This is a genomic window from Cupriavidus basilensis (genome assembly GCF_000832305.1).
GTDB lineage: Bacteria > Pseudomonadota > Gammaproteobacteria > Burkholderiales > Burkholderiaceae > Cupriavidus > Cupriavidus basilensis_F.
The window spans coordinates 3,819,045-3,842,004 of the sequence record NZ_CP010537.1; the positions used below are offsets into that span (position 1 = coordinate 3,819,045).

Here is a 22,960-nt window from a genome sequence, read left to right on the forward strand (position 1 = left end):
CCACGAAGACGCAAGTGGCAACGCCTGCTAGGGCTCCCGCTCTCCCACTTTCACTACGACTGCCGCGACGCCGCCGAACGAAGTTCGCACCACCCGCGTGTCAAAGATGTCACGTGAGAGCCTCCGTTCCGATAGCTCTCGGCTCAACACATTGAGCGCATCACTGATTGCAGTGTCGCCTTTATTCTCTGGTATTGGCTCCTGCTCATCGACAGGCGGCGTCGTTCCCTCGCTGCCAGCGCACTCTGCAGTCATGACAACGCCGGCCTCGATGATGCGGCCAAGTGCCGCGGCCGAGCAACTCACGACAGCCTTGACGGACGCAGGACCTTGCGCGCAGAGCGCTCCAATCGCGCAAGCCATGCTTTGAGTCAACTCCGGTCTCACCCCAAGCTGCGCGACAAGCTCAGCAGGGAGTTGAGTAATGCTGAAAGTCATGCAGCTCTCCTGACTAGACTACAAGTAACCGCCCGCAATGCGGGACGGAGCGCGGCTTGCTGCCAGGGAAGCGTGGTGCGATAGCACCGCGTAAGCTACAGTCGACGCGTGACGCTATGCCAATGACTGAGCCAATCACGGAGGAACTGCGGCATGGAGCGCGTTATTGATGATGTTCGTTAACATGATGGGACACCCCCGTCATGAAGCATGCTCCGAGGGAGCAATGTACTCCGTGGTGACATCCCTGGCTTCAGTTACATGATTGTAGGAAGCCCAGAAGTTCCAGACGTACTCTGCATCGCCGTCAACGCCCGGACCGCCTGCCAGCAAGTATCTGCGTCCGCTTCTGGTAATGCCTGTTCTGGTCGTGGCATCAAATGACACAATCGCTGAACTCACACGCCCATCCCGATTCTCCAGGCAGTAGCCTACAAAATGCCGCTCGCTGAGCTCTGTCTCCATAACTCTCCAGTGCCGGAGCGTGAGATGCGGCTGTTCGTCAACGGAGGCAACGGGCCAAATGGGCATAGTAGCTTCTCCTTTGTCACAAGGAAAATACGATGAGTTGCCGGGAGTACTACACTGCTACCTGTGTTCGCACGGAATCGGCGATAGGCAGGATTACCAGCAAGTACACCCGCGCGCATCGACGCAACACACGTTTCCCCGCCAGCGAAGTTACTCGCGGCAAATGGAAAGACGCGCAGTGACGCATATCGGCGCGCAACAGGCCTGAGCTTGGAGCGCGTGCGTGCGTTGGTTGGGAGATTTGTTGCCAGTTTATAGTTCTGCTTGTAGCGGCAACGTTTGGCGTGCGCCAGCGGGGGCGCGTGACTGCAGTGTAGGTCGTCTGCCGGGAGATGCAAGGCCGCGCGGAGATAGGCGCCCAGGACTTCCGCCGACGCTGAAGTGCGGTTAGGTTGAGTGCATCCTGACAAGGTGCGCCGTTGGACAAACGTAATGGGAACCATTGCCTGCAAGGCTCGATAGCTACTTGCAGATGCAGCTGGCGGTCCCTTTTGGCGGTCGCCCTCGTAGGCCACGTCTTCGGACACTACACTGTAGCTAGGCAATGGAGAGAACGATGATATGCCACTCCGCCACGCAGCCGCCCGGAGACGCGCTGCTGACCATCGCCGAAGTTGCTGCCCGGCTCGAAGTCAGCCGACCGTATGTCTCAATGCTTTGCGAAGCAGGTAAGCTGGGTGAGGTCGTTGTGACTGGCGACGGACGTCGGCGCATCCGAGCGTCCGCCGTGGAGGCTTGCCTGGCTGCACGAGTCAAACAGTCCGAGGGAGCACCGTCTCCTCGCCGAGCAGGAGTTGACTCTGGGCGCTACGACCACCCCGATGAGCACTTCCGGAGCAAGATTCGCCAGAATGAGGCTGCCAAGCCGGAGGAACCGTCCTCTGCTCGGACCGCTCCAAAATCGCGTTCGTGACGCCGCCAACAAAAATTGGGGCTCGCTTTGAGGAGACAAGTGCCATCAGTAACGCGCTCTGCGCCGCAGTTCTTCCACGACAGACTCGGTCATTGGCATCGCCTGACGCATTGCCTCCAGCTCCTGCGCGAAGGCCCTGCGGTTCCATTTTGCGGCGCAAACGTTGATGCCGCCGTCCGCAGTCAGCGTGACCTGCACTCGGTCCCCCTCCTTGAGGCCTAGGAGCCGAACGTAATCGGCGGGGATACGTAGCGCGAGACTGTTTCCCAGTTTCGCGATTCGCACGTACATCGTCTCGTCCTTGAGCTACACGTGAGTGGGGAAATTTGTCGCCAGAATGTTGTTCTGCTTGGTGGCGGGAGGGTTGGCGCCGCAGGTGCGCGTGACCCAGTGTAGAGCGTTTGCCGGGAGATGCAAGTCCAACAAGAACCAGGTGCGGTACAGCTTGCGGGCGGCGTCAAATTTGGACCCCGAGTTCGCTTTGCACGCAACAGGATTCGTGATTCGAGAGCTTGGCTGGGGGCGCTGACCTTTCGTCCAGCTACTTGGCGAGGTATTTATAGGGCAACCAGGCCACGTCCTCGAAAACGGTCTCCGGGCCAGCGCGATGCTCAATGTTCCAAACTTGTCCAGCAGCCTCTTGGCGAGTTCGGGAGTAGCCATCCCAGCCAAAATACTTGGCCATAAACTCCGGGGCTCACGGAAAAGATTTTGACCGAGTTGACCGCAAATTGATAAGGGCACGGGTGTACGCTTCGTTGAATCGCTCGTAGTCAGCGGTGCCGCCAGTGAGCCCTGAAAGCATCGCGTCACGAGAGCGGCTTGCGGCCTCCGACTTTTGAGCTACATGGTCTATGCCCGCGCAGCAGTGGGCCATCGTTTCAATGGCCTCCCTCTCACGCTGTTCGTCCATCCGGTCGCCATGCTCAAATTCGGTGACTGCGTTGTATACAGCCCAGAAACGGCGTGCCATGTCTTGAGTGATTTTCTTCGATTGACGAGCGGCCGTGGCGACAAGTAACGCAAGCCGCTGGATGGGCGTAGTCTCGCCAGCATCTACGCGAAGCCTCGCCTTTCCGAGCCACAGGCCGACGATTGCGGATATCGCCGTTAGGTTGTTCTCCTTCTCGGCGATAAGGTCCGCCAACAGAGCAGACGCATGGGCCGCGATGTCGATATAGGGTTTTCTGACATTCCAGATACCCTCGAAAATCGCTGTACAGGTATCACTGCCCCGGATTGCGTCAATAGCGCTGCTGGCACTTTTTGCCTCTCCTGCATTGGTGGGAAGGCTCGCAAGCAGGTAGCGAGGTGTGATAGCAATTCCAACGTTCCATGAGCACAAAAGCCCAAGTTTCTCGCTCACCTGTTGCGGTGTCATTAACCCCATCTCGTCAGCGATTGCCAGCAGGTCAAGCGTACAGAGCCCTCGAGCAGCCGTTTCCTCCGATTCCGTTGCATAGATACGCAATAGCGCATCGTCCGAGTAAATCCAATACCTGCCCAACTGAGCAAGGCTGCGCGTATCCTCAGTGAGCAACCTTCCTATCGGACCAGATTCCTCCGCCGGCGTATGGTTCACCGGCTGCTGAATTTTCTCGAATCGGCGCTTGAGTTCCTCAATCAGCTTCGTGTAGCGTTGTCGGACAAACGACCCTGTTATCGGCGAAGCGCTCTGTTGAATCTCCAGCAGAGTCGCCTGGCTAATCGCGATAACAGGAAAAATCTCAAATAGCACGTCAAACAGCTCTAAGTCTTGCAGGACAAAGAGCGCGGTAAGGTCGAGGAGCGGTACCGCCGTTGCGACATCGTGACGAGCACGCGGAGTCCATGTACCCGCAATCATTGACAGGTGGTACTGCAGCGCATCCTTCTTTGACTTCTTTCCAATCTCCCAGAGTTCCCCGATGTCGCGAACGTTCACCAGGATGGCCCGTGGCCGCCAGGCGTAGGGGATTGGTAGGTCACCGCGACCAAGTTCCCTTTCTGTTTTTGTCTGCCAAGCGCGCCGCTCCTCGTAGTTACCCAGCACCTCCTTAAGCATGCGCTCGATGTCATGGAAAGTGGGATTCTCCGGCAGCGTGCCGTGACGCAATATGCGGGACTCAGGCCAGCGGTCCGTAAAGGCCGTCATACGCCGCTGGAATTCGGCAGCCCTCTCTGGTGAAAATGGGACATCGCCACGTATCGTCGCCGTTAGGAATGTTCCGAGAAACTGCCCCTCGGCAACTTCGTCATTTTGGTCGACATTCCGCCCCATTTCCCACGCAACCTCTATTGCTCGCTGGCTCCCAGGCTCTTTCGTATGAAGCAGCGTGAACAGCAGCCGCAGACAATCGACGCGTCGTGCTCTATCGACCTCTTGGTCAAGAAGTCGCTCCGCAAGTTCTAGGGCCTCATCTATAAAACCACACCGCGTCACGATGTTGACATACGTGTCGACCGCTAGTCGGTCAGAGACATTGCTATCGAGAAGCTTACGGACCTCGGTAAGGGCCTCGGCAGTCCGACCAAGTTTGTCGAGTGCGAACGCCTTGATGGCAGAGAAGCGACCGATATGTGCGAATCTTTCGATTGCCCGATTAGCAACAAACAGCAAGTCGTCCCACTTGGCAAGCGTCGCGTACGCTTGCGCTAGCACGAACTCTCCTTCAATCGAAAGCTGCTGGAGCTCACGAATCCGTGCCGAGATGTCTATACAGAATTCTGCTTCGTTGTGCTTAGTCGCGTCGAGTAAGTGAAACAGCTGGAAGGCGATGGCCTTGGGCTTCCCTTGTTCTTCATAGTCGACCATCAACCGCTTCAGGGCCTCATCTTTGGCCAACACGTTACGTGCAGTCGCACGGAAATAGCCAAGAATTGCTACATGGCTCGCCCACTGTGGCTTGCTTCGCAACCGAGTGGCCAGAGCTTCAGCTCGGTCTGCAAGGAAGAGAGTATCGCCAGACAGGACGCCAAGTGCCAAAGACACTGGATACAGGTCATGGTCCTGGGGCAGCGAGTCACATGCGCCTTCAACTTCTTCCAAGCACGGGCGGTATCTCTTCGTCTGATGCAGTATGCCGATTCGCTTGAAAATGCGCTCTGCCGAATCTGGTCGGCGCTGATTCGCCAGAAGAGCTGCGTCGTAATCTTCGAGATGAATTGCCAGCATCTCGAGCGCCCACTGCATTGTGGGTAACGTTGGACGAGCCTCAGCCGCCTCTTTAGCCGCATCAATAGTCTCCTCCGCCCTCCCCAACATAAGAGCGGCAGCTGCCCATATGTCCGCGAGAAACTCCAGGTTGCCCGACCAGCCAGCCCGACGTAGCAAGTCGATAGCTGTTTGTACATCATTCCACACTGCCTGCAATCGTGTGACGTCGAGGTCAGCGGGTCCGGTCATCGACGCGATAAAAATTTCACCGACAACCTCGCGCGTTGAAGGCATTGACAGCCTGAAGTTAGCGCGGGCTCGCAGAATATGAAACAGCTGCTGGCTATGCAAATCAAGCTGCTTCTGGGCGATGCCTTCATCGCAAACGCGTACGACCTCCTCGTGCTTGCCCTCTAAGCCGGCAACGATAGCGCGGGTATTAAGCGCATCCCTGCGAGGGAGCGTGTCCAGCAGTTCGGCGGCTCCGTCGAAGTCTCCTTCAATCGCCATTAGGCGAGCGAGAGTCGCCTTGACGTCTGGAGCGTCCGTCTGCAAGCGCGCTTTGAGGTCAGATACGTCGCATTGCTTTTCGGGTTGATACCTGAGCGAAAGTTCCGCCTCGACCCAAGCGGTCAAGTATCTAGGAGCATCACCGGAATGCCGGCAGGCCAGCGCATAGTCAGCCGTGGCCTGGGTTTCGTCCGAACTGCGAGAGTGCAATCTCCCACGACAGTACAGGTACTCCGCCTTCTCAAGCGGCGTCATACCGTCGAAATATGGCTCCAGCGTTTCCAGAAGCACAGATGCTTTGTCAATCGCACCGATGGCAAGGCGCCGGCCGACCTCATCTAGTTTTCCAGCGATGGAATCGCGAGGAGCCGTCGGCCATGGTGTAGTCACCGGTGACGCCATGACCTCGAGCAACGTCCCGCTGTACTGCGCAAGACCCGTAGCCACGCCCTCAAGAAGAGTGGCGCGCTCGTCCGGAGCCGCCGACGGCAGCTTGGCTTCCACCACTTCGTCCAAAGTCGTCGCAACCTTGTGAAGGCGAAGGTTGGCATCGACGTCGGCACGCAGGTCCGTCTCCTCGGTCAGCTGATTCGCGACAGGTACCCGAACCGTTAGACTGTCAGATTCAGATTTGTCCCGACCATCCTTGCGAAATCGTTTCAGCTCTTCGTGAATCCATACATAAAATGCTGGACACGCGGGAGCACTCTTGAGGTCTACGCTGAGGTCACAGTACACGAGGAGAATCGGCTCCGTAACTCGCGCGTAGTAGTTCACCGTACTTCTACTGAGGGATATCGAGTAGAACTCACCGGATACGTTTATCGCGGGCGATTCGCTCCCTTTGAGTTGAACGTGGAAAGCGGCAACGTAGCGCTCGCCATCCACAAGTTGGACGTGGTAGTCGAGGCCAACGTCGTCAGTACCTTCCAACGACCGCGCGCGCCAAGTCTCAGGGTGACGTGCAGAGAAGCATTTGTTCGCTCGCTGCCCAATTCGTTGGGCTTCACTTTCCTTCGGAAGGGCTGCTTCGTGCGACATGGGCTTTAGGTAATCGGTGGAGATTGCAGGGGACTGGTGTAGAGCGCAGAACTTATTCGGGTAGGTTCGTCGCGTCGCCCTAGAAGGTGCAGTCAAAGACGAATGGGCTTAACAGCGTAGTTTCCGATGAAGCCTCGTCGCACGCGGAAGATATGACCCTTAGGCATTCCTCTGCGGTTCCGCTCGGTACAAGCCTTCGGGCAACTTTCTTCCGGCGGTCATCGTCAGACCAAGTGTCACACATGAACCACATGACAAGATATATTCCGACACCGGTACCGAATGCGTTCATATAGTTATCGCGCAACTGTGAGGCTGGCGCAGACAGCAGGTCATCGTTCCAGCAACCTTTGACTTCAATCACTACTCGGATAGGTCGCTGCACGTCACCGCCTGTCGCAGCTGACACTTCGACAAGAATGTCCGTTCTCTCGCCGATGCCGGTGGGGCTGTGCGACCGCACTTGAACTTCGCGATTCACAATTGCTCCTCGTGTCGAGAGGCGGTCGCGCAATTCTATGGTCAACCAGTCACAAAGCCGAGGTTCGTGCTTCGGACGTTTGGAAGCTTCGTCCCAAAGGAAATAGACGGCAGGTTGTGCCGAATGCCCCGAGATTTTCTCTGCGATTAGCACAAGCTCGCCTACCACGGCTAGGTGGAGTTCGCGCTCAGTTCGGACAACCCTGCCCTTGGCAATGCCCAAGGCCGCTAAGGCCTCTTGCACATCATATGGAATCCAGGAATCGCGAACGGCCTTTTGCTCAGCATCGTGCAAAAGAGATGCAATCCACATTCGGTCAGGATAACGCTCCGAAATTCTTTGGAGAGCAGCGATACTTTCACGACTGGCCAGTTCGCGCAGACTATAGAGGCAGGCATTTCTAAAGTGTTGTACATAGTGCTGCCACTTGACGATGCCTCCGTAGGCGATATCAGACGAAGAGGGATAGTCCCCCTCCAGTATCTCGAAAATCTGCTCCGTGACTTCGGCATCAATGAGCAGCAGGGGCACAGCATGACCCGAAACCGAGACTTGCATTTCTGCCGCTAGTGCCGCTACGGCTTGCGGCAAGGCGCGCAGGCGTAGCCAAATGGAGTTGAGCATGCGCTCGGGCTTTCGTCGTGCCAGCAGGGCCATACAACTTGTAGCGAACGGCACTGACAAGTCCGGCAGAGTATCAACGCGAGCGACCAATGAGTTAATTGCCGCTGCTTGACTGCCGTTCTTATCCAGAAACTTGCACAACGCTAAGAATGCGGATTCACTTTGCAGCGTTGGTAGCAGCACTTCTAGTTGCCGTCGCAGCGGTTGGGGCATGAACCCTTCGGCAAAATCGGGGAGGCGTGCCAAGTCGGCTTTCAGATATTGATGGCACACATCCGAAAGGATTTGCATCATGTCGTCAGGAGAATGCCTTAACGCCATGTCCAGCAACCGGTTGATAACGGCGCGAGGTTGCCCGTCGAGATTGTATCGTGCGACGCCACGAGCCCATTTCACCAGCAAGTCCATGAAACCAGTTGAACCATGCAGATTCATTGTATGCAGCAATACTAGGGCCGCGATGCCTCCGTCCTCCTGCTGATGCGATTGATTGGGCGCCAAGTCTCGTTCAACTGGCCCAGCATCCCGTAGATACGCAGCGGCGCAAGTACATATTCGTCTTTGGACCCCTTCGTCCAGCGTTGCCCATAACGGGGAGGTCGTAACTTCACACGAGAACGTGTAATAGCCGAGAAAGTCTTCTTCGAAACGAAGATACGACAGCATGTTGAGCCACTCCCACGTATCTCCGCTCTCAGCTCGCGTGAGCGCTGCTAATAGAAGTTCGAGTGAACTTCCCTTGGGAGCCGTCGGGGGTGAAGGAGTGTCAAGCCTACGCATAAGCGCAAGCGTCTCCCTAGCCTTGTTTGCCTTGTCCGAGTTGAGCACGACAGCGTCGATGTAATCAGTACTGACGTCAGCAAGCAGGGCATCGCGAACTTTGGCGTGGGGGCCAGCTGACTCAAGCAGCCACTCGCGAACAGTTCCGTCACCGTCACCCAGATATCCGAGTATGAGGTTGGCGATTATCCTCCGCTGGAATTCGGAGTGAGTGGCCCGTTCGTATGTAGCAATCAGGTATGCTCCGTCAGTCTCGGTGAGCAGGCCAGTTCCGTATCGTAATATTCCCGCTGCAGACCGAGGATTGCCGGTCGCCCCATCTAAGATGGATTCGAAGACTTTTAGCCGACGCTCAGGGCGTTCGGCGAGCTCGAGACCCTTGTCGAATTCTGATGTTTCTCGCGAGGTAGATAGCCGGTGGTGATTTGACAACGCAAGCCAAGCCACTTTTCCAAATTCATACCAGTACTCGTCTGACGACATGACCATGAGCGCCGCTTTGCCGAACATGTGGAAAACGAAGTCCTCCCAACTGTGTTCAAGATGTTCGCGACTAAATTCCAAGTGCAGCCATCCCAGCACATGCGGCATATCGCTGGACAGCGTGCCTAAATCTTGAAGTCTATACAAAGCGTGCGCATATGCGCCGGAATGATTCGAGTTCTTTCGCTGCTGAACGTGCTCGATGAGCGAGCCTAAGGTGTCTCCGATGTCAAGGGCGCAGTGAAGCGCAATTCCTTTCAACTCATCGTCGACGTCTTCAGTGCAACCACCTTTCATCAACGGAATGATTTCCTTCTTTGCAAGCTGGGACTGAGAATCCCTGATGGCATTCGCCGCGCTTTGTCTTAGCTCGTAGTCTTCCGCCGCATCAAGTGCAATTGAAACTAGCGATGGAATCTGGTCTACATGTCCGCACGCGGAAGCCACATCGGCGGCAAATTGGCGCAAAGCACCAACTCGACTCTTATCACCAAGGATTTTCAGCAGCTTCTCGAGCAACGATGGGTGAGCCAGCTTCGAGTATGACCGTATAAGTTTGTAGTCGTAGATGGGATATCTACGTCGTTCAATCAAGTGGGTAAGCTCATCAAAAATCTTCCCTACGTGTATCTCATCCGATAGCGAAACGCTACTGTCAAAGACTAGCATTGGCTCAGCGGAAACAACCAGAGACAGGAGTTGCTGGCTTTGCTGACCTAACCATGCTGCGAGTTCGCGAAGCTGTGGGACCAGTCTGCCGGAGCCGTCTGGCAAGGTAATGAGAGCCATGACATTGGGGATGGAAAGCCCCAGGGACGCGATGAAATGCGCCGCGAGGAATTCCGCGTACGTGCGATGCGTGAATGTAAAAATTCCGCCGCCTCTTGCCGTAAACAGTCCGCTATGCAACACTTCGGCAAACTGCGCTCTGCTTGCACACCACTCGCTCCCACCAAAACGGAGTGGAAAGCGCATCAGTTGGTCATTGTCTAGCCACGACTGTTCGGACTCGCCCTCATTACAGTCGTCTAGCCGGATGTCGGTCTTGTTGGTTAGCAGAGCGGCAGCCGCGACAAATCCCGCGAGCTGCAGCCGGAGACGCCCATCCGGGAGCGACAGATTTCCGTACTCACGGCGACGCTCGCATTCGTTCAACAAGGCTGCGCAGCCTCGTTCGTAAAGTGTCCATCTGCTTGAGGAGAAGACCTCGCCGTCTCCGAACTGGGAAATCAGGAATCTCAGTCCTAGAGGCTGTAAGGAGAGCGCGTAGGCTCCCGAAGTCAACAAGGACTGAAAGAAGGCCGCCACTCCAATTTCCCGCTCATTCAACGCAGCTGCGACTTGCCCTCGTGAGTACGGAGCAATCTCGAAAATGTTGATGGCGCTTTCTTTGAACGATTGCCAATGGCGCCGCAAGGTGTCTTCCAACGAACGCGGCCACGCACGTGTGCGGCAGGTGATAACTATCCGCAGGGCGCTGGCGTCGACTTCGAGAAGCACATCTTCAATTACGGTCTCGGCTCGCTTGATATTAACGCGGCACTCGTCCAGGGCATCCAGAAAGAGGATGGTCGGGATGCCCTCGTCGATGCAATCCTTCAAGGCGCGCCGCAGGGCGGCGTCGAGGACTCCAGCGTCTGCGTATCTTCCGAGGTCGATAAAGCGCACGGTACGAGCGGCAGCTGCCTCGGCTTGGCTTTTAAGTCTGCCTAGCTCAAAGGACTTCCCCGAACCCGGTTCTCCGAGAAGAACGAGTACCTCTGATGCCCCCAAGAGCTCGTTAGTTGCCCTTAGATGAGGGTTGTAGAACGCCCGCCAATTTTTCTCACCGAGCACCGTGTAGCCATGCTCGTCCACGCGAATCGGCATCCCGTGTGGGGTCCAATATCTCCCAGACTCAAGAAAATCGCTGTCCGCGTCGTTTTCGCTATGGTCGAACATTCGTATGGGTACAAGGACCGTGACCACCGCGGGGCCATTGGTTTGGTGCCTCCCATCGGTCCGGTGTCATTTAGGTAACTCGGCTAGTCTAACCCGATTCGCTGCTGAATCAGCTACCGCAGCGAGCGTCTCAGTCCATCGAATCGGATAGCGGTCAAATAAACATCGCGCCACTCCACTTGTGAGTGCACGCAAACTGTCTTGTTGCTATGACCAATTCGCCGTGACTGCTAGGCCTGAGTTAAGTTGCACTCTGGTCGCCAAGCCATTGGAGGACATCTGCCCCTCGCCAACGGAGAGGGAAACTTGGTCCCAAATGAGCGGTCGGTGGCAAGGTCCAGGGGGCAAGATGGGCGTGGCGTAGGATGGTCACGGGTGTGACTCCGAGGAGCGACGCTAAGTCGTAAGGGCGAGATATTCCTGCAATGCGACCGGATAACTACCCATGGAGATGGAGAATACTTGCATCCTCCATAACAACTCGCAACGCTTCCCCACGCGAGGTAGTTGAGACAGTCCATGCCCGGTATTTGGTCGGACGGCTGGCTCGTGAACGCTGCTCTTGCCGTCCTATATCGCTGTTTCTGCCGGTCGACTGCGATACCAGACCTCATTGCCGCCGCTGTCCTTGGCCACCTGCTTGCGAATCTCGAACTGGCGCGATTCGTGAATAACCTGCCTCCAGCTACCGCAGCCATACCGTTGTGGCAGCTGGTCCGGATGCTGCTCGCGTATCCATGCTGTGGCGGCATTGAGCTTCGTCCAACCATTTGCGGAGAACTTGGCCTCCGCTTTCCGAAGGCAGGCGACGGCCCTGCTTGTTGGCCAATCCACTGACCCATCTGGCCAGATTCCATTGACGACCATGTCCTCAAACGTCGACGTCGCCGTGAAGGACGCCGCAAACGCCCGCGCTTGGTCCATCGTCTGCGCCCAGCCCCGCAGGGTGAGGAAGTGGCCATCGATGGTCTGGAAGCTGGCGTCAAGATAAGCTTCAGCGGCGTTGCAGCCATCTAAATCCCAGATGTTGAAGAGTTCCAAGAAGTGATGGACTAGCTCATTGCGGAGGTCTACCAATTCCTTCAGTGCCGTCCTGATAGCTTCATACCGTTCGGGGTCCAACTCAATCTGAGAGCGGACTCGGACCCAAAGGCCGCCATCGCCCGACTTATCTTCGCTGGCGGCATCGTCTTCCTGGCTTGGGGTCAGATAGTTCTCAGTAAGCATGCCCACCAGAGTACCCAGGGTCTGTTTCTGGACACTCGCCACCCGCGCGTCGCGGATGGCCTGCAGCTGGGCAGGTGGCCCGGCAATGTCGTGGTTGGCGACAAGCGATTTGAGAAGGATTTCGTACTGCTGGAGACGAAGCAGGCAGCGCCCGAGCTTTCGCTGCACGGTGCGCTGGAGGTCGAGCAGGGCATCGGGACTGGCTGATGTTAGTAAGTCCATACAATCATTAACCTCGCACCGGGTGGCAATCATGTGGGATTGCACTCTAGCAAGCGAATGATAGAGCACTCGTGAGCGGCGTCGTCAAAAACTGCTGGTGGGTTAAGGAATTGATGCAGCCTGGTCCAAAAGCCACCGCAGGACGTCAGACCGTCGCCATCGCAACGGGAAACGTGGTCCCAGATGAGCAATTGGGAGCAAAGTCCAAAGGGCAAGCCGCGCGCGACGGCGGATGGTCGCGGGAGTCACACCTAGTAGCGAGGCTAGGTCGTGGGGGTCGAGGTATTCGTAGTTTGAGGTCATGCATCCTATAGGCAACAATGCATGTGCCTTATTCGGCAGTAACGACTTCGCTTGCCGGAGACCCCAGTGGCGCGACGGTAGTAAAAGGGTTTCCGGGTGATTTCGGTAACGACTCTATTGTCTCGGGATACTCGGAACGCCCCTTGAAGTGCAGCGTCATCCGCAGCAGGAAGATCATTTGTGCAGCTGCAAGCACGTCAATGCCAGATTCCCCTGCAAGCCTTGCCGCACCTGGGAAATCCCCTAGCGAGGGATCGTCAAGTTTGTCCTCCGTGCCGCCGATATCGCGTCAGCAGTGCCGTAAATCGATACTTAGAAAAGGGGGGGGAGAGAATGCTGGAGCACCTGAGCCTGAGGAAAAAATTGCTGTTGCCATTGCTGCTGAGCTGGGTCTGCCTGCTCGGGCTGACGCTATGGGACGCCTGGCAGATGCGCGAGCTGCGCCTGGCGGAGAGAAAGCTCGACCTGGCGCACGTCACCGAAACCGCGCTGTCCATGGTCCAGTCGTACGAGGCACTGGGGCGCAGCGGCAAGCTGCCGATGGAAGAGGCCAAGCAGCAGGCCCTGGAGCGCGTGCGCGCCATCCGCTTTGGCGAGGACGGCTACTTCACCCTGATGCGCTCCGACGCGGTCGTGGTGATGCACCCGTTCAAGCCGGAAATGAACGGCAAGAACATGGAAGACACCAAGGACCCGAAGGGCACTTATCTGTTCCGCGATATTGCCGCGATCGGCAAGGGCCCGGGACAGGGCTACGTGCAATACCTGTGGGCCAAGCCTGGCGCCGAGGCGCCGCAGCCCAAGCTGAGCTACGTGGCGAATTTCAAGCCGTGGGACTGGAACTTCATCGCCGGGGTCTACCTGGACGATATCGACGCGGCGTTCCGCCAGGCGCTGCTCAAGTCGCTGGCCTTGCTGCTGGGCATCGGCACGGTGATGACTGTGGTGGTGGTGCGCATCGCCAACGGCCTGCATAAACAGCTGGGCGGGGAGCCGGCGCTGACTTCGCGCATCGCCGCGCGCATCGCGGAAGGCGACCTGGCCAGCGAAGTGCACACCGCTCCCGGCGACAGCCACAGCGTGTTGTTCGCCATGCAGCAGATGCAAACCCGCCTGACCGGCGCCATCGGCAGCATCCGCGGCTCGGCGGATTCGATCGCCGGAGCGGCCAGGGAGATCGCCACCGGCAACGCTGACCTGTCGCGCCGCAGCGAAGAGCAAGCGGCGTCGCTGGAGCAAACCGCAGCCAGCATGGAGCAGCTCACCGGCACCGTGCGCCAGAGCGCCGACAACGCGCGCCAGGCCAGCCGCCTGGCCGAGGGCGCATCGGAGATCGCGGTGCGCGGCGGCGTCATCGTGGGCAAGGTGGTCAACACCATGGGCGAGATCAAGGCCGCCTCCGGCAAGGTGGTCGACATCATCGGCGTGATCGAAGGCATCGCTTTCCAGACCAATATCCTGGCGCTCAACGCCGCGGTGGAAGCCGCCCGCGCGGGCGACCAGGGCCGCGGCTTCGCTGTGGTGGCCGGCGAGGTACGCAGCCTGGCGCAGCGCAGCGCTACCGCCGCAAAGGAGATCAAGGCCTTGATCGGCAACTCCGCGCAACGGGTGGATGATGGCTCGGCGCTGGTGGAGACCGCCGGGCAAGCCATGGATGAGATCGTGGAAGCGGTCAAGCGCGTGACCGACCTGATGGGAGAGATGCGCGCCGCCACCGAAGAGCAGACCGGCGGCATCGAGCAAGTCAACCAGGCCGTGACGCAGATGGACCAGATGGCGCAGCAGAACGCCGCGCTGGTGGAGCAGGCAGCCGCCGCGGCCGCCTCCCTCGAAGACCAGGCAGATGCGCTGCACCGCGCCGTTGGCACGTTCCGGCTGGCGGGCGCCTGAGATCCGCATAGTGCAGTAACCAGCGGCGCCCCGAAGCTTGGCATGGCGGGCGCCGCCATCGCGCGCTTGACTGCGCGCTTCGCGTGCGCCGGGGACTTTCCCCGCTTGCCCGGCGCACGTTTTCTTCTTCCGCGTCCCCTCCCGGTGTTTCCTTCCACGCTTGTGTGCAACTGGCGGCCGCGCCGCCCGCGAAGCCCTTCCGAAATAAGTTGAAAATTTTCCTTGTAATGAGATTAATTCCCATTTACGATGGCTTCACTGACTGACGCAGGCAAGCAAGACGAACCCGGCGCCAGGCACCAGAACACAGCAGGGCCAGCGGCAAGTTCGCGGCAACCAGAATTTTGAGAGGCCGCAACGCGGCATCCATTACCGTCTTTTGTGGGGACCGCTCCGTACCGCGGAGCGTTTGGCAGTAGCCAGTCGCCGGAGGATCGGGAAAGCAACCAGACCCCGCTTTCCCGATCGGCTCTTCGGCCGACAAGCCAAGCCATTTTTTTATTCCGCAAGCCGTGCGCCACGGCTTGCAGCAGCGGGCGGCCTTCCTTTCAGGATGCCGCCCGCTGCACGCCTACGGTTGGAATCGCGAACGCCCGCCCAATGCGCGTGACGGCGCGGCCGGCCCGGACACCTTCATTTCCGATCGATGCGCCCCGTGCGGGCGCCAACCCGCAGCATGCTGATGCCTCCCGACAGTACCGAACCCATCGACCTCAAGCGTGCCGGACTCAAGGCAACGTCGCCGCGCGTTCGCGTGCTGGAAGTCTTCCGTGCCAGCCTGCGGCGCCACCTCAGTGCCGAAGACGTCTACCGCATCCTGCTGGCCCAGGAAGTCGACGCCGGCTTGTCGACGATCTACCGCGTGCTCAACCAGCTGGTGCAGGCCAACATCCTGTTGCGCCTCAGCTTCGAAGCCGATCACGCGGTGTTCGAACTCAACGAAGGCGGCCACCACGACCACCTGATCTGCGTGGCCTGCGGCCGCGTGGAAGAATTCCGCGACGAAGCCATCGAAATCCGCCAGCGCGAAGTGGCAAGCGCCAATGCCTTCGTGCTGCGCGAGCACATGCTGGTGCTATACGGCCTTTGCCCTGGGTGCCGGGCCGACAAATCCATCAACTGATAGGGCCTTTGTTCCACCGCCCCCATTGCCGGAACCACGGCCTCGCCCGTCCCCGCCCGCCGCGGGTGCCGGTGCGCAACCGGAGTCCATCATGGATCGCCAGACCAAGCCCCTGACCGAACTCAAGCGCCTGCTCAACGATTGCCTGCATGCGCAACTCGGCTGCCAGGGCTGCCAGCTGCACGCCGTGTGCGTGCACCGGCCGGACCACACGGGGTGCAACTGGAGCGCGGAGGTCGATTTCCCCGGGACGAGCGAGGAAGAAGCGATACGGAGCTTGCCGCTGGCACGCCGGGTGGTCGTGATGGTCAGGGAGCGCTTCAATGTCGAGCGGATGAACATGGGCGAACCGGGCTTGAGCCTGGCTTAAGCCCGGCTCAAGCCCCCGGCACCGTTCACGCGGGCAGGCGGCACTTGCGTTCAAGCACATGGGTGAGCATTTTCCATCCTGCCAAATCCCCCCACCCCCTCCCCCTCCAGTTAAAATCCGGCGCTAGCCTCCGCGCGCAGCGCGGCCCCACTCAAACCCGCTCCGCGTCAAAATGCCCATCCCCTTCGCGCCCCGCCGCGCACTTCTGGCTCTAGCCCTCACCCTGGGCGCCACAGCCGCCTGGGCAGCGCCTGACGTGCCGGCCACCACCGCGCCCGCCAGTAACTGGAAGATCTCTGCCGGCCCGGGCTTGTACGCCGCGCCGGATTTCCCCGGCTCGCGCAGCACGCTTGCTTATCCGATCATCTACCAGGACATCGACTACGGCGGCCGCTTCTTCTCGCGCGGCTTCGACCTGCTCGGGGTCTACGCGCTCAACAACGATATCTGGCAGATCGGCGCCGACTTCCAGTTCGACCCGACCTGGCGCAAAAGCAAGAATGACAGCCGGCTCAGAGGCCTGGGCGACGTCAACATGACCATGCGGGCGCGCGCATTCGCGCAGGCGCAGGTGTCGTTCGTGACGTTCTCGGCGGATGTGGCGCAGGATATCGCTGGCCAGGGCCAGGGCCTGATTGCGAATGGCGATGTGCTGTTCAGCCTGCCAGCCGGTAAGTGGCTATTCACATTGGGGCCAGGAGTGACCTGGACCAACGGCAAGTACATGCAGACGTTCTTCGGCGTCACGGCGGAGCAGAGCGCGCGTTCCGGCCTGCAGACGCATGCCGTGGGTGCTGGCCTGCGCGAGTGGCATGCGAACGGCATCGTCAGCTACGAGATCTCGCGCAACTGGTCCGCGCTGGCCTCCGTGACCTTTGCCCGGCTGCAGGGCGACGCGGCCAGCAGCCCGATCACCGAGCGGCGCCAGCAATGGACCACCATGGGCGCCGTGACCTACCGTTTCCGCTAAGCGCGGGCAGCACGGGTAGCGCAGGTAGCGCGAGGTAGCGAGAGGCAGGCTGGATGGGCGGGATGGCCAGATGGCCGGGCCTTCCGCCGTCAGGGCCGGCCCGGCCCCGACGCCACCGCATTCGCGCTCGCGCTCGCAGCCGGGGCGGCGGGCCGCAGCACCAGCCAGACGGCCATCCCGATCAGCGCTCCGCCGGCGGCGTGTGCCCACGACAACTGTTCGCCAAGGAAGATGGCGCCCCAGACGATGCCGAACGGGGGGATCAGGAAGGTCACGGTCAGCGAGCGAACCGGACCCAGGTCGGCAATCAGCCGGTAGTACAGGATGTACGCAATCGCCGTGCAAAGCATCCCCACCCCGAGCATCGCCATCCACACGCCCGGGCCGGCCGCCGGCAGCGTGTTTTCGCGCATCAGTGCAACCGCGCTGAACGGCAGCAGGAACAGGGTGGCGCCAATCATGCTGCCCGTTGCCACCAGGCGGGCGTCCAGACCGCCCTGCGCGGTGATCCAGCGCCGCGCGAGAAAGCCCGCCAGACCGTAACATGCTGTCGCCACCAGGCAGGCGGCGGCGCCGAGCAGCACCTGGGGCGAGAATGCTACCGGTCCGGTGCGGGTCAGCACCGCGACACCGGCAACGCCGAGGACGACACCGCCGGCCTTGGCCAGCGTCAGCCGCTCGCTAAAGCACAACGCGCCGATCAGCACGCCCATCAGCGGCGTCATGGCGTTGAACACCGCGGAGTAGCCTGCCGGCAGCCACAGCGCCGCAAAGGAGTACATGGCGAACGGGATGCCCGAGTTGATCACGCCCAGCACCATGACCTGGCGCCACTTGCCGCGCATGTCCCAGCGCACGCGCATCATCGCCAGGCAGGCCAGGAGCGTCAGCGCCCCGATCAGTACCCGCAGAAAGGCGGCGGTCAGGGGACCAAGCACCGGCGCGCTGATCCGCAGGAACAGGAAACTGGCGCCCCAGATGGCGGCAAGGCTGAGCAGGCGAATCAGGTCGGTGGGTTTCATGGCGGGGAGGGGGAAGGAGACGAGACGAAACGAGGATGGCGTGCCCGGATTAAACCCCGGTGCCGGTGTGGCCGCAAGCTGGTTTCGGACATCTCCCTGCCCCGGATTACCGCCAATAAGTGAATTAACAGGCTTTTTTTAGCGGGATCGCCACGTTGACACCCTACTGAAGAGGGGACAGCTACATGAGTTGCGTGACAAGTCGTGTTTAGTTATTTTAAAATCTGATCTGCGCCAGAGTTAATTGACCCCTCCGACGCATTCCCGACAAGCCGCCACTCACGTGGCGGCTTCTTTTTTTTGCGGCGCACGGTTCACAACTATAAATCAACGTCAACCGCAATGGGAGATGACGCGTTTGCAGCGTCATGAAACGACAGTTCCTTGGCTTGCTAGCCCGCATTTACGTCCTCCAATTTGCCGTCGAGGTACCGGCCACCGTGGCCATGCTCGCCGAGATGCTGATGGAGTACGGCTTCCAGGTGGACATTGGCACCGTCCGTCCCTTGCTGCGCGCCTTGCAGATGGAAGGCTACATGGAAAGCGTCCTGCGTGACGGCATCGGGCGTGTCTACCTGATCACGGAACGTGGCCGGGAAGAACTGCGCAGCAGCCGCAGCCATGTGGACGATCTGTATCGCCGGCTGCACTCGCGCAGCGATCCCTCGGAAGCGTCCCACAGCTGACTGCCAGCACGGCGGCCAGGCTTGGCCGCTTTTTGCGCCGCGCCCCGACGGCGCTCGCACCAGGGCAGCGTGAGTCCACACTCACGCCATCGCCTCTCCTCACATTACCCCTGCATGCTGTCCACCAAAAACGCCCAAACGGGGACGTTTTGCCGCAACTCGTCATGCGACGAATAACGTACCCGTTTCTGCGTGGACCACCATGCTTTGCATCAATGAAAGCGCCCGGGCAAGCCGTACGCGCTAGATTGCGCACCACTTGCCCGGGCTAGCTGTCTGGCGCTGATCGCCAGCTTCTGCTTCTTTGCCTTCTGACTGATTTACTTCTTCTCGGCCTTGCCTTCGTAGCGCTTGCTCCACTCGGCAAGAATGCGGTCCCGGTTGGCGCTGGCCCACGTGAAGTCGTTCTTGATCAGGCGCTTCTCGTAGTCGGCCGGCAGCAGCGGATCCGGCTTGGCGATGCCAGGGATGGCCAGCACCGCGAAGTTCTTCTCGTACAGCGCCATGGCGTCGGACGAGGCGGAGAAGTCGGCCAGCTTGCGCGCCGCATCCGGGTTCTTGGTGCCCTTGATGATCGCGGTGGCCTCGATGTCCCAGCCCAGGCCTTCGGACGGCAGCACGATGTCGATGGGCGCACCTTCCTTCTTGGATTTCATCGCACGGTATTCAAACGCGATGCCGATCGGGAACTCGCCTTGCGCCGCCATCTTGCAAGGCTTGGAGCCGGAGTGCGTATACAGGCCGATGTTCTTGTGCAGGGCGTCCATGTAGGACCAGCCCTTTTGCTCGCCCATCATCTGCAGCCAGGCGCTCACATCCAGGTAGCCGGTACCCGACGACGCCGGATGCGGCATGACAATCTTGCCGGCGTATACCGGCTTGGTCAGGTCGGCCCACGACGTGGGCTTGGGCAAGCCCTGCTTTTGCGCCTCGATGGTGTTGAAGCAGATTGCCGCGCCCCATACGTCCATGCCAACCCATGCCGGCGGATTGGCGGCGCTGCGGTATTGCGCGTCCACCGCCGCCAGGTTCTTCGGCGCGTACGGCTGCAGCATGCCTTCCTTGTCGAGAATGGCGAGACTGGAGCCGGCCAGGCCCCACACCGCGTCGGCACGCGGCGCGGCCTTCTCGGCCAGCAGCTTGGCGGTCACGATGCCGGTGGAGTCGCGCACCCACTTGATCTCGATGTCCGGGTTGGCCTTCTCGAACGCGGCCTTGTAGGCGGCGATCTGGTCGGCCTCCAGCGCGGTGTACACCGTCAGCACGGTATTGGCATGGGCGGCGCCGGCCAGCAGCGCGAAGGCGGCCACGGCGGTGGCGGTGCGGAACAGGTGAGTCATGGTTTCTCCTTGTAAGGCGTGTCGTGAAATTCGGGTCGTGAAAGGCGTGTCGTGGCGCAGGCGCCGGTTTGCGACGGCGAATCAAGGCGCCGGCGCGCGCCAGGCTTGCGTGCGGCGCAGCCAGCCGCGCGCGGCGCCCATCAGCAGCAGGCAGGCCAGCGCCGAGGTCAGCAGGATCAGCGTGGACATGGCCGCGGCCGGCGCGGTGTCGCCGGCGTCATCCATGTTCAGCACCGAGATCGCGGCCAGCACGGTATCGGGGCTGTACAGGAAGATCACCGCGGATACCGTGGTCATGGCCGAGACGAACAGGTAGCGGAAGATATCGATCAACGCGGGCAGGCAGATCGGCACCGTCACCCGCCAGCAGGTGATCAGCGGCGCCACGCCCAGCGACAGCGCGGCGGCCTCGAACTCGGCATCGAGCTGGCGCAGCGCGGCGGCGGCGGTGAGGTGGCCGGTGGTGTAGAAGTGGGCCACATTGCAGATCACCAGCAGCGTCATGGTGCCGTAGAGCGCGTGCAGCGGATTGGACGGCGCGTTGAAGAAGAACACATAGCCCAGCCCGAGCACCAGGCCGGGCACCGCCATCGGCAACACAAAGCCGGCACGCAGTACGCCATGCAGCCATGCCGGCCCGCGCGTGCGCTCGGTCAGCCACGCGCCGAAGAAGATCGCCAGCGTGCCGGCCAGTGCGCTCAGCGCGGCCAGGCGCAAGCTGTTGCGATAGGCCAGCCAGCCGCCACCATCCATATTGTCGAAGTCGTAATGCGCCAGCGTGAGCTGCAGGTTGTATGGCCACAGCTTGACCAGCGAAGCACCCACCGCCGCCGCCAGCATGGTCAGCAAGGCGGCGCCGATCACCATCACCACCAGCGTGCAGCACGTGTCGCGCAGCCCGTCGCGGCTGGGCACATAGACCTGGGCACGGCTCGACATCTGCGCGCGTTGCCGGCGCTGCATGGCGATGTCCACGCCGAACGTCAGCAGCGCCGGCAACAACAGCAGCATGCCGATCAGCGCGCCGCGCGCGAACTGCTGTTGCCCCACCACGGCCTTGTAGGCTTCCAGCGCCAGCACCGGATAGCCGCCGCCCACTACCTTGGGCACACCAAAGTCCGTCACCACCAGCGTAAACACCAGGCATGCCGCGCCAAACAGGCCGTGCCGCGCGCCCGGCAGCGTCACCGTGAGGAAGGTGCGCCAGGCGCAGGCCCCCATGGCGCGCGCGGCCTCGTACAGGCGCGCGTCAGCCAGCGAGAGCGCGGCCATCAGCACCATCAGCGCATGGGGAAACGTGTAGAAGGCCTCGCCCAGCACGATGCCCCAGAAGCCATAGATGCCGCCCGCGCCGAATACGCCCTTGAAGACGCCCTGGTTGCCGAACAGGTAAACCAGCGCGATGCCCGGCAGCAGCGAAGGGGCAAACAACGGCAGCAGCGCAATGCCCCGCCAGAGCGGCTTGAGCGCGATGCGGGAGCGTTGCAGCGCGTAGGCAAAGCCAAAGGCCAGCGGCACCACCAGCGCGGCCACGGTCAGCGAGACGGCCACGCTGCGGCCCAGCAGCGGCAGGAAATTCGGGTTGGCGACCAGTTCGGCCACGCGCGCGGGCAAGGCCCAGCGCCCGGCGTCATCGAACCACGCCTGGCCAAACAGCGCCAGCAGCGGCAGCACCAGCGCCACGGCAAGCCCGGCAAGCCAGAGCCACTTCATCGCGGCGGGCGCGGCATGCGCGATGCGGTCCGCCGCGCCGCCGGTGCCGCGCCCGCAACTGACAGCGGCTTCGCTTTCGGCCTTCGCCCCGGCCACGGGCCATGCGCGCGTCATGCGAACACCTGCAGCGCCTGGCTGGGCAGTGACACCCAGAACTTGTGGCTGCCCGGCGCCGGCAGCAGATGGCGCTCCTCGCGCAGCACGTCGGCAAACAGCGTGTGGCCCGGCAGGCGGTCAGCCTCCAGCATCAGGCGGTAGCGGCTGCCCAGATAGGTCTGGTCGACAATGCGCGCCAGCAGGCGGTTAGGCTCGCCCTCAACCGGGTGCAGCCGGATGGCCTCCGGGCGGCAGCATAGCCGGGCTGCGCCATCAGCCACCTCGCTGGCACGGGCCGGGGATACGGCCAGGTCGAGTTCGCCCACGCTGAAGGTATCGCGCCCGCTGAGCCGGCCATCCAGCCAGTTGGCCTGGCCGATGAATTCGGCCACGAAGGCCGAGGCCGGGCGCTCGTAGATCTCGCCGGGCGTGCCGACCTGGGCGATGCGCCCGCCCTCCATCACGGCGATGCGGTCCGCCATCGCCATGGCCTCATCCTGGTCGTGCGTGACCATGACGGTGGTGACGTTCAAGCGCCGCTGCAACTGGCGCAACTCCAGCCTCAGATGCTCGCGCACCCGCGCATCGAGTGCCGACATCGGCTCATCGAGCAGCAGCAGCGACGGCGCCGGCGCCAGCGCGCGCGCCAGTGCCACGCGCTGCTGCTGGCCGCCCGAGAGCTGCCCGGGGAACTTGCGCTCGCTGCCGGCCAGGCCTACCAGCGACAGCATTTCCGCGACGCGGGCCTCGCGATGCGCACGTCCCATGCCGCGGCCCTGCAAGCCGTAGGCCACATTCCGGGCCACCGAGAGATTGGGAAACAGCGCATAAGACTGGAACAGGATGCCGTAGTCGCGCGCCTGCGGCGGCAAGCCTGTCAGCTCGCGCCCGCCGGCGTGGATACGGCCCGTGTCCTCGCGCTCCAGCCCCGCGATGATGCGCAGCAAGGTGGTCTTGCCGCAACCCGATGGGCCCAGCAGGCACAGCAGTTCCCCCTGCGCCACCGACAGCGAAACACCGTCCAGCGCCTGGAACCCTCCCGCCCCTCCGAAACGCTTGCCTACCTGCTCGACCGCCAGGAACGCGCGGCCCGGCGCGGACTCACCTGCTTGCATGGACA

Annotated in this window: 15 protein-coding genes; 6 read left to right on the forward strand and 9 right to left on the reverse strand. The window is 60.9% G+C overall.

The features are described from left to right. Positions 1–27: 27 nt before the first annotated feature. Complete coding sequence (locus RR42_RS37240) at positions 28–438, reverse strand: hypothetical protein (protein ID WP_043357421.1); 411 nt, start codon at positions 436–438, stop codon at positions 28–30. Positions 439–1,525: 1,087 nt separating this feature from the next. Between RR42_RS37240 and RR42_RS39365 the strand changes: the two genes are divergently transcribed. Continuing rightward, a complete protein-coding gene (locus RR42_RS39365) occupies positions 1,526–1,882 on the forward strand; it encodes a helix-turn-helix transcriptional regulator (protein WP_269083426.1) in 357 nt (118 codons plus the stop codon). Positions 1,883–1,927: 45 nt separating this feature from the next. Here RR42_RS39365 and RR42_RS41575 read toward each other — a convergent pair whose 3' ends face one another. From RR42_RS41575 to RR42_RS37260, 4 genes are all read right to left on the reverse strand, one after another. Then, positions 1,928–2,173: an AbrB/MazE/SpoVT family DNA-binding domain-containing protein gene (locus tag RR42_RS41575; RefSeq protein ID WP_043357423.1), complete on the reverse strand. Its 246-nt coding sequence runs from the start codon at positions 2,171–2,173 to the stop codon at positions 1,928–1,930. Positions 2,174–2,579: 406 nt separating this feature from the next. After that, positions 2,580–6,569, reverse strand: a complete 3,990-nt coding sequence (locus tag RR42_RS37250; RefSeq protein WP_082055264.1) for a DUF4365 domain-containing protein — start codon at positions 6,567–6,569, stop codon at positions 2,580–2,582. Positions 6,570–6,648: 79 nt separating this feature from the next. Next, positions 6,649–10,605, reverse strand: a complete 3,957-nt coding sequence (locus RR42_RS37255; RefSeq protein WP_144410067.1) for an NACHT domain-containing protein — start codon at positions 10,603–10,605, stop codon at positions 6,649–6,651. 843 nt (positions 10,606–11,448) lie between these two features. After that, the gene (locus tag RR42_RS37260; protein ID WP_043358649.1) at positions 11,449–12,327 is read right to left on the reverse strand and encodes an OST-HTH/LOTUS domain-containing protein; all 879 of its coding nucleotides are present in this window, start codon (positions 12,325–12,327) and stop codon (positions 11,449–11,451) included. Between the two features lie 636 nt (positions 12,328–12,963). On the opposite strand from RR42_RS37260, the gene RR42_RS37265 reads away from it, so the two are divergent. From RR42_RS37265 to RR42_RS37280, 4 genes are all read left to right on the forward strand, one after another. Further along, positions 12,964–14,520 carry a methyl-accepting chemotaxis protein gene (locus tag RR42_RS37265; protein WP_043357427.1) on the forward strand — a complete coding sequence of 519 codons (1,557 nt, stop codon included), beginning with the start codon at positions 12,964–12,966 and terminating at the stop codon, positions 14,518–14,520. Positions 14,521–15,196: 676 nt separating this feature from the next. Continuing rightward, positions 15,197–15,643: a ferric iron uptake transcriptional regulator gene (fur, locus tag RR42_RS37270; protein ID WP_043357429.1), complete on the forward strand. Its 447-nt coding sequence runs from the start codon at positions 15,197–15,199 to the stop codon at positions 15,641–15,643. 91 nt (positions 15,644–15,734) lie between these two features. After that, positions 15,735–16,013, forward strand: coding sequence for a hypothetical protein (locus RR42_RS37275; RefSeq protein WP_043357431.1), 279 nt, complete (start codon positions 15,735–15,737; stop codon positions 16,011–16,013). 172 nt (positions 16,014–16,185) lie between these two features. Continuing rightward, the gene (locus RR42_RS37280; protein WP_043357433.1) at positions 16,186–16,983 is read left to right on the forward strand and encodes a MipA/OmpV family protein; all 798 of its coding nucleotides are present in this window, start codon (positions 16,186–16,188) and stop codon (positions 16,981–16,983) included. 89 nt (positions 16,984–17,072) lie between these two features. Here RR42_RS37280 and RR42_RS37285 read toward each other — a convergent pair whose 3' ends face one another. Next, positions 17,073–18,005, reverse strand: coding sequence for a DMT family transporter (locus RR42_RS37285; RefSeq protein ID WP_043357435.1), 933 nt, complete (start codon positions 18,003–18,005; stop codon positions 17,073–17,075). A 368-nt stretch (positions 18,006–18,373) separates the two neighbouring features. Between RR42_RS37285 and RR42_RS37290 the strand changes: the two genes are divergently transcribed. Beyond that, the gene (locus RR42_RS37290; protein ID WP_043357438.1) at positions 18,374–18,691 is read left to right on the forward strand and encodes a PadR family transcriptional regulator; all 318 of its coding nucleotides are present in this window, start codon (positions 18,374–18,376) and stop codon (positions 18,689–18,691) included. Positions 18,692–19,011: 320 nt separating this feature from the next. Here RR42_RS37290 and RR42_RS37295 read toward each other — a convergent pair whose 3' ends face one another. From RR42_RS37295 to RR42_RS37305, 3 genes are all read right to left on the reverse strand, one after another. Beyond that, positions 19,012–20,031 (reverse strand): putative 2-aminoethylphosphonate ABC transporter substrate-binding protein, encoded by a 1,020-nt coding sequence (locus RR42_RS37295; RefSeq protein WP_043357439.1) that lies wholly within the window; start codon positions 20,029–20,031, stop codon positions 19,012–19,014. An 81-nt stretch (positions 20,032–20,112) separates the two neighbouring features. Further along, positions 20,113–21,858 (reverse strand): putative 2-aminoethylphosphonate ABC transporter permease subunit, encoded by a 1,746-nt coding sequence (locus RR42_RS37300; protein ID WP_043357440.1) that lies wholly within the window; start codon positions 21,856–21,858, stop codon positions 20,113–20,115. Continuing rightward, the gene (locus RR42_RS37305; RefSeq protein ID WP_043357442.1) at positions 21,855–22,955 is read right to left on the reverse strand and encodes a putative 2-aminoethylphosphonate ABC transporter ATP-binding protein; all 1,101 of its coding nucleotides are present in this window, start codon (positions 22,953–22,955) and stop codon (positions 21,855–21,857) included. Before RR42_RS37305 ends, RR42_RS37300 begins: the two co-directional genes overlap by 4 nt. Between the last annotated feature and the right edge of the window lie 5 nt (positions 22,956–22,960).